Source organism: Streptomyces sp. NBC_00654, assembly GCF_026341775.1.
Classification (GTDB): Bacteria; Actinomycetota; Actinomycetes; order Streptomycetales; family Streptomycetaceae; genus Streptomyces.
The window spans coordinates 3115973-3128768 of record NZ_JAPEOB010000001.1 but is presented as its reverse complement, the minus strand read 5'-3'; the positions used below and the strand labels follow the sequence as shown (position 1 = coordinate 3128768).

At 72.4% G+C, this 12796-nt stretch carries 10 protein-coding genes; all 10 read right to left on the bottom strand.

Going from position 1 to position 12796, the window contains the following annotated elements:
* Positions 1 to 60 precede the first annotated feature (60 nt).
* On the bottom strand, positions 61 to 615 hold the full coding sequence (locus OHA98_RS13405) for a GNAT family N-acetyltransferase (RefSeq protein WP_266925516.1): 555 nt from the start codon (positions 613 to 615) through the stop codon (positions 61 to 63).
* A 198-nt stretch (positions 616 to 813) separates the two neighbouring features.
* Positions 814 to 1053: a LapA family protein gene (locus tag OHA98_RS13400; protein ID WP_266925515.1), complete on the bottom strand. Its 240-nt coding sequence runs from the start codon at positions 1051 to 1053 to the stop codon at positions 814 to 816.
* Between the two features lie 138 nt (positions 1054 to 1191).
* On the bottom strand, positions 1192 to 2982 hold the full coding sequence (locus tag OHA98_RS13395) for a CocE/NonD family hydrolase (RefSeq protein WP_266925513.1): 1791 nt from the start codon (positions 2980 to 2982) through the stop codon (positions 1192 to 1194).
* 356 nt (positions 2983 to 3338) lie between these two features.
* Complete coding sequence (locus OHA98_RS13390) at positions 3339 to 4277, bottom strand: LD-carboxypeptidase (protein ID WP_266927907.1); 939 nt, start codon at positions 4275 to 4277, stop codon at positions 3339 to 3341.
* A 47-nt stretch (positions 4278 to 4324) separates the two neighbouring features.
* Positions 4325 to 6295 carry a prolyl oligopeptidase family serine peptidase gene (locus tag OHA98_RS13385; RefSeq protein WP_266927906.1) on the bottom strand — a complete coding sequence of 657 codons (1971 nt, stop codon included), beginning with the start codon at positions 6293 to 6295 and terminating at the stop codon, positions 4325 to 4327.
* Positions 6296 to 6408: 113 nt separating this feature from the next.
* Positions 6409 to 7752 carry a M20/M25/M40 family metallo-hydrolase gene (locus OHA98_RS13380; RefSeq protein WP_266925511.1) on the bottom strand — a complete coding sequence of 448 codons (1344 nt, stop codon included), beginning with the start codon at positions 7750 to 7752 and terminating at the stop codon, positions 6409 to 6411.
* Positions 7745 to 8578 carry a M55 family metallopeptidase gene (locus OHA98_RS13375; RefSeq protein ID WP_266925509.1) on the bottom strand — a complete coding sequence of 278 codons (834 nt, stop codon included), beginning with the start codon at positions 8576 to 8578 and terminating at the stop codon, positions 7745 to 7747. The genes OHA98_RS13380 and OHA98_RS13375 overlap by 8 nt, the downstream gene beginning before the upstream one ends.
* 253 nt (positions 8579 to 8831) lie before the next feature.
* Positions 8832 to 9203, bottom strand: a complete 372-nt coding sequence (locus OHA98_RS13370; protein WP_266925507.1) for a hypothetical protein — start codon at positions 9201 to 9203, stop codon at positions 8832 to 8834.
* Between the two features lie 37 nt (positions 9204 to 9240).
* Positions 9241 to 9966 carry a class I SAM-dependent methyltransferase gene (locus OHA98_RS13365; protein WP_266925505.1) on the bottom strand — a complete coding sequence of 242 codons (726 nt, stop codon included), beginning with the start codon at positions 9964 to 9966 and terminating at the stop codon, positions 9241 to 9243.
* Between the two features lie 212 nt (positions 9967 to 10178).
* Positions 10179 to 12626, bottom strand: coding sequence for an MFS transporter (locus tag OHA98_RS13360; protein ID WP_266925503.1), 2448 nt, complete (start codon positions 12624 to 12626; stop codon positions 10179 to 10181).
* Positions 12627 to 12796 lie beyond the last annotated feature (170 nt).

Below are 12796 nucleotides of genomic sequence, written 5' to 3'. Positions count from 1 at the left end.
ATATGGAACATGCCGATCGGCACCCGGCCGAACAGCACTTCGCCCCCGCCGGCCGGTACCTCAACGGGCCGTGATCGCCCACCGCTCGTGGTCGCGCCAGGCCCCGTCGACGAAGAGGAAGTCCGGCGAGAGACCCTCCAGCCGGAACCCGGCCCGCCGGACCAGCGCGATCGAAGGCGCGTTGCCGGGCTGGATGTTGGCTTCCAGGCGGTGCAGTCCGAGCGGCCCGAAGGCGTGGGCGAGGACGAGGCCGAGCGCCTCGGACATCAGTCCGCGGCCGGCCGCGTGCGCGAAGGCGCCGTATCCCAGGGCGCCGCAGCAGAATCCGCCGAGCACGATGTTGTTGATGTTGATGAACCCGGCGATGGCGCCGCCCGCGTCGGGTTCGCAGACGAGGAAGCCCTCCCTGGACGAATCGTCGGCGAGGTTCCCGGTGTAGACGGCGTACGTGTCGGGGTGCTCCGGCGGGAACAGCCACGGACGGTGGTGGGCGCGGCTCTCCCGGGCCCGGGTGGTGAACTCCTCGGCGTCCGCCGCCGTGAAGCGCCGCAACGCCGTTCTCGGCCCCCGGGCCAGGTACGCGGCGGCCGGGCGGAGGTCGGTGGTCTCGGGCATCCGGCCAGCGTACGACGGGGTGCCCGGCCGGTCCACACGCCGCCGCCGGTCACCGCCGCCCGGCACACCGCCGGGACCCTCACCGCCCGCCCGTGTGCCACCACGCCGCATGCCGATGCGTCTCATACCGTTGCCCCGCCCGTCGTTGCCCCGTGGGCCGTCACGTGACCCGCGCCCCGTCCCGCGCCCCGTTCACCGTCACTTTTCCCGCCGGCGGAGCACATAGCCGCCGCACACCAGCCCGGCCACGAACACGCCGAGCAGCGCGAGCCAGAGCGGCATCGAGACCTCGGGGATCAGCAGCCGGATGGTGACGTCCTCGGTGTTCACACAGATGAAGACGACCGCGAGTACGGCCACGACCGCCACCGTGACGCGCCCCGGCGTGACCAGTCCCGTACCGCCCTTGCCGCCGCTCGATACGTCCTTGGGGCTCATGGTCCGGCCCTTTCGCTGGCTCCTCGTGTCCGGCCCGGCGCCGTACCGCCCTACGACAGCCGCCCCCGGATCCAAGGATGTCTCCATCCTCGGTCCGGGGGCGGTCGCTGCGCGTCCGTTCGAGTGACGCGCGGCCGGTCAGCCGGCGGGCACCACCGGGAGTTCCAGCGTTCCCGTGTCCTCGGGCGCGCTGACGACGGTGACGGGCTTGATGCCGCGGTTGCCGAAGTACGCGGTGTCGCTGGCCGCGATCACGAATTCGAGCCGGTGCCCCGCCTCGTACCGGTGGACGATGCCCGGCAGCTCCACGGTGAAGGGCAGCGTGACGTCCGGCACCCGGACCGGCGAGACCAGCCGGTTGACGAGCTTCCTGCTGCCGTCGGGGGCCACGTCGTACACCTTGGCGAACAGTACGAGCTTGTCGGCCGCGTCACCGCTGTTCTGGACGCGTTCCGTCTTCGGCGAGACGACCTTCAGGGTGGCTTTCGGGGCACCGACGACATCGAGGGGCGCGGTCAGTGGGGCGCTGGTCCAGCCGAGGTAGGTGCCCTTGGTGTCGTACGGCTCCGGGTCGGGCAGGCCGATGAGACCGGCGAGCGAGTTCTCGGAATGGCTGGTCGGCACCGGCCAGTTGGAGTACTGGCGACTGCCGCGGATCACCTTGGACGTGTTGTCGACGAGTTTGCCGTCGCCGGAGAGATACATCTTCCGTGACAGGGAGGGCACTCCGGCCGCGGTGCCGTAGCCGCTCTGCCAGTCGCGGTAGTAGGCGAAGTCGGGGCCGGTGTCGGTGTCCGTCCGCTTCTGGAGGTAGCGGTCGAACCAGGCGAGGACCCGCTGTCCCACGTAGCTCGTCTCCAGATTCCCCTGGCCCAGGTCGAGTTCGCCGGGAGCCTGGCCGCCACTGTGGCCCCAGGCCTGCCAGATCATCTTCGCCGTGGTGCCCCGCGCCTTGAGCGTCTTGTACGTGGCGGTGGCCTCGTTCAGGTTGAAGAGGCTGTCGGCCTGGCCCTGGACCAGCAGGGTGGGCGCCTCGACCCGGCTCAGGTAGGAGACGGGGGAGACGCTGCGCGCGTAGGCGAGCATCGCGGCGGCCCGGTCGGCGGGGTAGCGGCCGGAGTTGAGCAGTCGGATGGTCTCGCAGGCGCGGGCGGCGAAGTGCAGACAGTCGAGACTGCCGAACCGGGAGGGATCGAGGCTCGGGTTGAGGATGGTCTGCCCCTCGCCCATCAGATAGAACCCGTTGGTCCACTGCCACTTGAAGACACCGGGAGTGTCGGAGGAGACCCCGGTGGTCGCCCCGGTGTTGTTCGGCGCGAGGGCGTAGCCGAGGTCGTTCCAGGTGATCAGCGGGACGAGCGCGTCCACCCGGCGGTCGACGGAGGCCGTGGCCAGCTGGATGGCGCCGCCGTACGAACCGCCGATCATGCCGACGCGCGGGTCGCCCGTACCGTCCTTGGTGATGTAGTCCGCCCGGGTGCCGTCGTCCGCCGCGCGGGTCCCGGCGAGGAAGTCGATGAGCCCGCTCGCCGCGCGGCCGTCCACGGCGGGGTCGTCCAGGGTGATCAGGCAGCCGGACTTGCCGAAGCCGAGGCCGGAGTAGACGAGGCTCACATAGCCGCGCCCGGCGAACGCCTTGCCGATCACATCCGTCGAGCCGTCCGACTTGCTGCCGCCGAAGCCGTTGGTGGCGAGCACGGCGGGGGCCGGATGGGTGGCGTCGACCCCGGCGGGCCGGTAGAGGTCGGCGTCGACGGTGCAGGAGCGCCCGCCCGCCTGGACGGTGAACTTCAGTGGGGTGACGGTGTACCGGCCGGCGTCGGCGTGGGCGGGCCCGGCGAGGGCGAGCGGTGCGGCGAGGGCCGCCCCCGCGACGGCGACGAGCGGCTTGCGGAATCCGGAGACAGCACCTGACACGTAGACCTCCACGCCGAGGACACCTTACCGACCGGTAAGTATTGGGCCGCGCTCATGGTGTGACAGGCGTCATAGCCGTGTCAACGCACAAGGCAACGTTTCTTGACGGATGTTCACCTTCTGCACACAGGACAGGACCGCCGATGCGAAGACGAGCGGGTGGGCCGGCCTCGCGGCAGGAACGCGGGCGACTTCGGAGAAGGAAGCGGAGACAGGAACGGGGGCCGGAGCGGGGGCCGGAACGGAGGCCGGAACGGAGGCCGGAACGGAGGCCGGAACGGAGGCCGGAGCGGGGGCCGGATCCGGCGTCGGCGCCCCGGTGCCGCGGCTGGACGCCGACGCCGGTACGGACGTCCCGCGCCGAAGGCTCAGACCAGGGCCGGGACCTCGGCCGTCAGCGTGCAACGGCCGCCGCCCGCCGGGGCGTCCAGCACCGCGGGGACGCCCAGCGGAATGGTCAGAGCCGTCGGCGAGTGCCCGAAGCCCAGCTCCTCCACCACGGGTATGCCGAGGCCCCCGAGCCGGTCGGCGAGGACCGCCCGCACCCGGTCGTAGGGCCCGCAGTCCTGCCAGGAGCCGCACACCACACCGGAGATCCCGTCGAGCGCCCCGGCCCGGAGCAGCCGGGTGAGGATGCCGTCGAGCCGGTACGGATCCTCCGTGATGTCCTCGATGACCAGCAGCCCGCCCCGGGCCGACGCCCTGGCCCGCGGGGTGCCCAGGTCGGCGGCGAGCATGCTGACGCAGCCGCCGTGGAGGATGCCCCGGGCGCGGCCCGGTACCAGGGCGCCCGCCGTGTCCAGACCCAGCGTGCGCACGGTCTCGGGCGCGAACAGCGTGGCGCGCAGGTGCTCCTGGGTGGCCGCGTCCTTCAGGAAGACCTCGGTGGCGGCCATCGGGCCGTGCAGCGTCGCGAACCCCGCCCTCAGCGCGAACGCCTCATGGAGCACGGTGATGTCGCTGTAGCCGACGAACACCTTCGGCCCGGCCGCCCGGATCGCGCGCCAGTCCAGCAGATCGACCATGCGGTGCGCCCCGTATCCCCCACGGGCGCACAGCACGGCGTCGACGGACGGATCGCACCAGGCGTTCTGGAAGTCGGCGGCACGGTGCTCGTCGGTACCCGCGAGGTAGTTCAACTCCGGGTGGACGTCGAGCACATGGGGTGCGACCACCGGCTCCAGGTCCCAGCCGCGCAGCAGGTCGAGGCCCACCTCCAGCCGGTCGGCGGGCACCGGACCGCTGGGGGCCACCACGGCGACCCGGGCTCCCGGCCGCAGCCGCGCGGGCCGGGCGAGAGGTTCCAACGGGGCTCCGGGGCCGGGCGCGGCGGTGGAGGCCGGCGGTCGCCGGGTCACTTCCTCAGCTCCAGCGGCGGTACGTCGGGACGGTCGATGCCGAACGTCTGGGCGTACAGGGAGAGTTCGGCCTCCAGTGCGCGGATCATGGTGTCCGCGCGCCTGAAGCCATGGCTCTCGCCCTCGAACGCGAGGTACGCGTGCGCGATGCCGCGCCCCGCGACCGCCGCGAGGAAGCGCTCGCACTGGGCGGGCGGGCAGATCACGTCGTCGAGCCCCTGGAGCAGCAGGAACGGTGTGGTGAGGCGGTCGGTGCGGTAGATCGGGGAACGCTCGCGGTAGCGCTCCGGCACTTCGGCGAACGGGCCGACGAGCGACTCCAGGTACTGCGACTCGAAGTCATGGGTCTCGTCGGTGGCCCAGCCCGCGAGGTCGAGGATGGGGTAGCTGATGGCCCCGCAGGCGTACAGGCCGGTGGCCGTCAGTGAGGCCGCCGCCGTCCAGCCCCCCGCGCTGCCGCCCCGGATCGCGAGCCGGTCCCGGTCGGCCTCGTCCCCGGCCGCCAGCGCCTCGGCGACCGCGGCGCAGTCCTCGACGTCGACGACGCCCCACTGCCCGCGCAGCCGCTCGCGGTAGCGGCGGCCGTAGCCGGTGGAGCCCCCGTAGTTGACCTCGGCGACCCCGATGCCGCGCGAGGTGAAGTAGGCGATCTCCAGGTCGAGCACGAGCGGGGCGTGTCCGGTCGGGCCACCGTGCGCCCAGACCACATACGGAGGGAGTTCGCCGTCGGGGCCGGTGCGGACGGGACTGTGCGGCGGGTAGACATGGGCGTGGATCTCGCGGCCGTCGGGGCCGGTGAAGGTGCGCTCGCGCGGGTCGGGGTAGTACGCGGGATCGACCGCGTCGCGGTGGGGTGCGCCGATGGTCAGGGTGTGTCCGGTCGCGGTGTCCAGCTCCACCACCTCGGCCCCGCTGCGCGGGCTCGCGGCGACGCCGATGACCCTGCTGCCCCGTACGGCGAGCGTGTCGGCCCAGGCCGTCCAGGGTCCCGCCACGTCGGCGAGTTCCCCGGTCTCCGGGTCGAGCACGCCGAGCCGGGTGGTGCCCCGGCCGTGGATGACGGCGATCAGCCCGTTGTCCAGCGGCCGGAACCAGCGCAGCCCGATCTTCCACAGCGGCCCGCCGAACTCCTCGCCCCGGCCGGAGCAGAGCCGGCTGGCCGGGACGGCCCCGCCCGCCACGGCGTCCGGCCGGATGCGCTGGAGCTCCCACCAGTCGCCGAGGTCCGAGACGAAGAGCAGCGTGCCGTCCCGGTCCCACTCGATCTGGCAGACCGACTCGTCGATGTCGCCGACGAGCGGGCGTACGCCGGTGAAGGTGCCCTCCTCGGTGACCTCGGCCAGCATCACCGTCGTCCCGTCCCACGGCATCCGAGGGTGGTCCCAGGCGATCCAGGCGGCCCGTCGCCCGTCGTGCGAGAGCCGCGGGCCGGTGACGAACCGGTGCCGGTCGTCGGAGAGTTCCCGTACGGCGGAGCGGTCGTCGGCGGCCGAGCCGTCCAGCGGAACGGCGGCGATGACCCGGCGCACATCGGTCGGCGCCTCGCCGGTGAACTCCTCCAGGACACACCAGACTTCGCCCTGTCCGCCCTGTTCCAGGCGCAGTTCCGGGTCCACCCAGCGCAAGCCGCCGCCGGTGTCCGAGACGGGAGTGAGCGGCCGGGGTTCGTCCGGGCCGTCGGGGGCGTAGGCGTACAGCCGCTGGTCGGCGAAGTGGACGAAGACGACGAGCGGGCCGCCCTCGGCGCGCGGGGCCCCGGCCCACGGCTGTCCGCCGTACTCGATGACCCGGCTGCGGGCGTTCCAGGGCGCGGGCAGCACGGCCTCGGTGCCGCCGTCCGCGCGGCGGCGCACCAGGGCGCGCCTGCCGCCCTCGGCCGGGCGCGGCTCGGTCCACCACACCTCCTCACCGACGGTTCCGACGTACTCCGGGCGTCCGTCGTGCGAGGCGGCGAGTGCCGCGTCGATCGGCGACGGCCAGGTTCCGTATGCGGCCGTGGAGGCGTTCTGTTCCGTGGAGGCGTTCTGTTCCGTGGACGCGTTCTGTTCTGTGGTCACGTTGGGCTGTCCCCCCGGTCGGATCAGGCGGTGCGCAGATAGCGGTCGAGGACGCGGACGCCGAAGTGCAGGGCGTCCACGGGCACGCGCTCGTCGACGCCGTGGAACAGCGCCTGGTAGTCGAAGCCGACGGGCAGCTTCAGCGGTGAGAAGCCGTAGCCGGTGATGCCGAGGCGGGAGAACTGCTTGGCGTCCGTCCCGCCCGACATGCAGTACGGGACGGCGTGCCCGTCCGGGTCGAAGTGCTCGACGGCGGCGCGCAGTTTGGCGTACGTGGGTGAGTCGACGGGGGCCTGGAGCGCGACCTCCCGGTGGTGGAACTCCCACTGGACGGCGGGCCCGGTCAGCCGGTCCATGGTCTCGCGGAACTCGTCCTCGCAGCCCGGCACGATGCGGCCGTCGATGAGGGCGGTGGCCCGGCGGGGGATCACATTGACCTTGTATCCGGCGTCCAGCATCGTCGGGTTGCTGCTGTTGCGGACGGTCGGCGCGACGAGTTCGGCGGCCGGGCCCAGCTTGGCCAGCAGTTCGTCCACGTCGAAGCCGGGGGCGTCCAGATCCACGTCGAAGCCGTGGAGTGCGGCGATCTCGGTGAGGGCGGCGCGCACGGTCGGGGTGAGCCGCACCGGCCACTCGTGCCGGCCGATGCGGGCGACGGCGTCGGCCAGGGTGGTGACGGCGTTGTCCCGGTTGACCTTGGAGCCGTGGCCCGCCCGGCCCTCGGCGGTCAGCTTCAGCCAGCCGGTGCCGCGTTCGCCCGCGGCGATCGGGTACAGCGAGAGACCGTCCCCGGCGTGGAAGGTGAAGGCGCCCGATTCGCTGATGCCCTCCGTGCAGCCCTCGAAGAGCCCCGGGTGCCGATCGGCGAGGAATCCGGAGCCGTCGTCGGCGCTGGCCTCCTCGTCCGCGGTGTACGCGATGACGATGTCGCGGCGGGGCCGGACACCGGCGCGCGCCCAGCCGCGGACGACGGCGAGCACCATCGCGTCCATGTTCTTCATGTCGACCGCGCCGCGCCCCCACACGACACCGTCGCTCACCTCCCCGGAGAAGGGATCCACGGTCCAGTCGGCCGCTTCGGCCGGCACCACGTCCAGATGTCCGTGCACGAGGAGGGCGTCGGCGGACGGGTCGGTGCCCTCGATCCGGGCGACCACGTTGGTGCGTCCCCGGGTGCGCTCCAGCAGGGCGGGCTCCAGGCCGGTGTCCGCCAGCCGCTCCGCGACGTACTCGGCTGCCGGGCGCTCCCGGCAGCTGCCGTCACCGTGGTTGGTGGTGTCGATCCGGATGAGTTCGGAGGTGAACGTCACCACTTCGTCGAGTGCCCGGTCGTCCACCGGTCCGAGCAGGTCGCGGGTCTCAGCCATATTGTTCCTCCACGGCGGACGACACGATGGTGGTCACCGCCTTGAACGTGCGGATGCCTTCGTACATCGTCGCGCTGGTGTAGGCGACGCGCCTCTCGCCGCTCGGCGCCACGCCGGGGACGACGGTCGCCGCGGCCGCCAGATGCTCGGCGTCGAACTCCAGCTCCACCGTGAAGGAGCCACCCGTCACCGGCTCGTGCCGGACGGCGAGCGCGGTGGCCTCCCGGGCAGCGGCCCGGATGTCGGCGGCGGTACGGGCCGGGGTGCGGCACACCGCCGCGTACCGCGAGACGTAGTCCTTGACGGCGACCTTGCGGGCCTCGGGGGCGTAGCCCTCGGCGTCCGCACAGGTGAGGTCGTCGCCGGTGACGAGGACGACCGGGACGCCGTACTCGGCGGCGACATGGGCGTTGAGCAGGCCCTCACTGGCGCGGACCCCGTTCAGCCAGACCCCGGTGATGGAGTTCGCCAGATAGGTGTGGGCGAGCACCCCCTCCGCGCCGGCCCCCGTGTGGTAGCCGACGAAGGCGATGGCGTCGACGTCGCCGTGCTGGATGCCCTCCACCATGGAGAGGGACTTGTGCCTGCCGGTGAGCATCTGGACGCGGTCGTCGAGGTGCTCCAGCAGCAGGTTGCGCATGGACCAGTGCGCCTCGTTGATCAGCACGTCGTCGGCGCCGCCGTCGTAGAACCCGAGGGCCGCGGCGTTCACGTCGGAGGTGAACATCGAGCGGCAGCGCTCCCACTGCGGAGTCCCGGGCAGCACATCGGCCGGCCAGGTCACTCCGGTGGCGCCCTCCATGTCGGCGCTGATGAGGATCTTCATGCCGCCACACCGTACGCGCCCGCGTACTCCCGGGCCAGGGGGTTCCGCACCTCCACAGGTCGAGTCCGCTGAAGGTCCCTCCGGCGGATGCGGGGGACGGGGTGGCCGGGGGGGCGGCTCGGCATCGCGTTCGCCGCCGCGGTCAGCCCATTGGAGTGGCGCGGCGAGCCGGTCCCCCGGCCGGGGAGCCCCGGACGGGGGCGTGGGCGGGGGCGTGGGCGGGGATGTGGTGCTTCGGTCCCGGTGAGCCCGGTCAGACGATCTCGCCGGCACAGGACCCGTGGGCGCCGCAGGCATAGCAGGTGTACCGCATGCATCCGGTGCACACGCCGATGTTCTCCAGCCGGAAGGTGTCCTGGCAGCTCTCGCATGTGGTCCGCAGCCGCAGCATGGCGTTCCAGCCGTCGCTGCCTCCGTTGAACCTGTACGAGGCGGTGACGAATTCCGCCTGTGCGATGTCGAGGCCGGTCCGGTGGCGGAAGTACCAGGAGTACACCGCGAAGAACGCCTTGCCGGTCAGCAGATGGCCGTGGTCGCGGCCCTCGCGTATCCATACCCCGACGGCCTGCCCGACGCGCTGTTCAAAGGGAAGACCGCAGCCGAGAACGACTTGATTGTTGCTCATCACGGCATTGTCCCGGCCGCACCCGCCCGTGTGGACGTCAGGCCCTCCGGCCGACGACCAGCCAGTTGGAGGGCAGCTCGATACGGGTGCCGTCGGCCACGTACTCCGTGGTCAGCAGGGGCAGTTCGCCCTCGGCGAGGACGGAGAGCCCCGCCTCGCGGAAGTACTGGGGCACGGCCGCGTCCCGGACCCGGCCTGCGGCGATGCCGTGCGTGAGGACCGGACGGAGCTTCGGCGGCGGCCCGGCGGGTCCCTGTGCGAGCACCGACAGTTCGGCACCCGCGGCCTCGGCCAGTTCGATGACGAAGGCCCGGCCCCGCTCCCCCACCAGGGTCGCGATGGAGTCGATCAGCGGCTGCCGGTCGGCGGGGTCGCACTGATGGAGCACGCTGCGCATATAGACATGGGTGTCGCCCAGTTCGCCGTGGAGGCGGCGCACGGCCTCCGGGTCCGCCGCGTCGAGTTCACGGAAGGGAACCGCGCCGAGCGGGTCGCGGCGCCGGGCGTGGGCGAGCGCCGCCGCGGAGAGGTCCACTCCGGTGACCCCGGGCAGCCGTTCGGCGAGGAAGAACGTCTGAGTGCCGTTTCCGCAGCCCAGGTCCACCAGGGGAAGGTCCGCCGCCATCAGGTGAGGCTCGAAGAGCGCGAGGTGGAGCCCCGATGTCAGAGCGGGTTCGGCGTCCCAGAAGACGGCACCGGGATCATCGGAGGCTTCGCTCCAGAAACTCTCCCAGGCACGTTTGTACCGGCTCGTCACACTCATGGCCTGCTCCCCAGGGCGTCCGCACAACTGTCATGACTCGTTGTCAGGGACGGTTTATCGCGCCCCGGTTGCAGCGACAAGCAACCGGCGCATTCCTTTACCGCGCGTTCGATCCTTACGCGCTCCCTGCGCGCCGTGTGCGCCCCGCGCACGGCACCGTATCGGACCGCGGGCGGGGCGACCGGGGCGGGTTCCCGGGGCGGGGGCCGGAGTCAGTCCTCGTGCCCGAGCTGGAGATCACGCTCGGTGCGCCCGCCGCCCGCGACCTGGAGCACGGTCGCCACCGGCGGATAGCCCGCGGCGATCACGGTGTACTCGCCGGACGACAGATCGACGAACCGGAACGCACCGTCCGGCCCCGTGGTGAGGGTGTCCACCACATTGCCCGCCGCGTCGAGGAGGGTGACCCGGGCGTCCTCGACCGGCCTGCCGCCGCTCGCCCGGACGATCCCGCGCAGGACCGCGCCGCCGGCCAGTTCGATGTCCTGACGGGTCTCCCTGGCGGCCTGCACACTGACCGGCAGCGCGGCGGGCCGGAAGGCCGGGGCGCTGGCGGCGAGGGTGTACTCACCGGCCACCAGCTCCGTGATCACATAGCCGCCCTCCCGGCCGCTGCGGGTGGTCGACACGACTTCGCCGCGTACGTCGGTGAGGGTCACCGCGGCGTCCCGCACCGGCGTCCCGTCGGCCGTGACGACCGTACCGGCGAGCCGTCCGGCGCCGCCGAGCACCACATCGAGCTCGACGGGCCGTTCGCCCACCGTGACACTGACGGCCTGCGGCTGGTGACCGCCCGCGGCGGCGATCAGCACATAGGAGCCGGCGCCCGGGACGCTCAGCGCGTACCGGCCGTCGTCACCGCTCGCGCCGCGTCCCACCTGCTGCCCCTGGACGTCGATCAGGGTCAGGGCCGCCCGGGGGACCTTGGTTCCGTCGGGGTGCTGGACGTTCCCGCAGACGGGCACGCCGGACAGGTAACCGACGGACGGCGGGGCGGAGTTGGTACGGGCGGCGGGGATCGGCGAGGGCTCGGCGGCCGCTTCGGGGCTGTGAGGGGACACCAACGGTTTCTCCTTGAGGAAGAAGGCGAGGAACAGGCCGAGCACGAGCACCGGCACGAGGTAGAGGAAGACGCGCGGCATCGCGTCGGCGTACGCGCGGATGTAGGCGTCGCGCAGCGCGGGCTCCATCGCGTGGACGAGCTGCGGGGTGATCGACTCGGGGTCGGGGAGGTCCGCGCCGGACGGCAGGCGCACGGCGAGGGCGTCGGCGAGCCGCCCGGCGAACAGGGTCCCGAAGACGGCGGCGCCGACACTGCCGCCGATCTGCCGGAAGTAGTTGTTGGCACTGGTGGCGGTGCCCAGGTCGGCGGGCCGTACGGAGTTCTGCACGGCGAGCACGAGGACGGGCATGACCATTCCGATCCCGAGCCCGAGGACGGCCTGTCCGAGGCCGCACTCCAGCCGGGAGGTGCCGGGCTCCAGCCGCGAGAGCAGCCACATGCCGACGGCGGACACACCGCTGCCGACGAGCGGGTGCATCCGGTAGCGGCCGGTCCTGGAGATCAGGTGCCCGGAAGCGACCGACGCCGCGACGATCCCGCCCATCATCGGCAGCATCAGCAGCCCGGACTCGGTGGCGGAGGCCCCGTCGACCATCTGGAGGTACGTCGGCAGATAGCTGGCGGCCCCGAAGAGCGCGACGCCCACGACGGCGCCCACCAGGCCGGTGATGTTGAAGATCGAGTCCCGGAACAGCCGCAGCGGGATGATGGGTTCGGCGGCACGGTGCTCGACGGCGATGAAGAGCAGGGCCGTTCCCGCGGCGCCCGCCGCGAGGCCCAGGATGGTGCGCGAGCCCCAGGCGTACTCGGTCCCGCCCCAGCTGGTGAGCAGGACCAGGAAGGTGGAGGCGGCGGCGAGCAGCAGTGCGCCGAGCACATCGAGGCGGGGGCGGACGGCGGGCTTGGGGAGCTTCAGCACGACGGCGATGACGGCGAGGGTGACCAGACCGAACGGCACGTTGATGTAGAAGCACCAGCGCCAGGAGGCGTGGTCGGTGAAGAAACCGCCGAGCAGCGGGCCCGCGACCGAGGCGAGGCCGAAGACGGCGCCGATGAGGCCCATGTAGCGGCCCCGTTCCCGGGGCGGGACGACATCCGCGATGATCGCCTGGACGCCGATCATGAGTCCGCCGCCGCCGATGCCCTGGACGGCGCGGAAGGCGATCAGCTCGTCCATGGTGCGGGACCAGCCGGCCAGTGCGGAGCCGATGACGAAGACGACGATGGCGAACTGGAAGACGCCCTTGCGGCCGAAGAGGTCGCCGAGCTTTCCGTAGATCGGGAGGCCGATGGTGGAGGCGAGCAGATAGGCGGTGACCGCCCACGACATCTTCTCCAGGCCTTGCAGCTCACCGACAATCCTCGGCAGGGCGGTGGCGACGATCATCTGGTCGAGCGCCGCGAGCAGCAGGGTGAGCATCAGCCCGAGGAAGATCAGCCGGACCCGGCGCGGGCCGAGCTCTCCGGCCGGGGCCCCGGCGGCACCGGCCGGGCCGCGTACGGGTGGTGACGCCGCGGGCAGGGCCACGGTCCCGGTGCCGTGGTCCCCCGCCGTGTCGCCCGGCCCGTCCTTTGTCAGCGTGACCCCGCCCACCACGTAACGCTCCCCTCGTCGCACCTGCGCCGCCCATTTCTCGCACCGCGCGGCGGGGCGGGGCAAACGCGGGCAGGGGCGCGTACGGCGCGTACAGAGGGCTTATGCGCCGGTCGGAGCCACTACGGCGCGCGACCGGCCACCCCGGAAGACCACCCGTTCCGGTGAGGCCG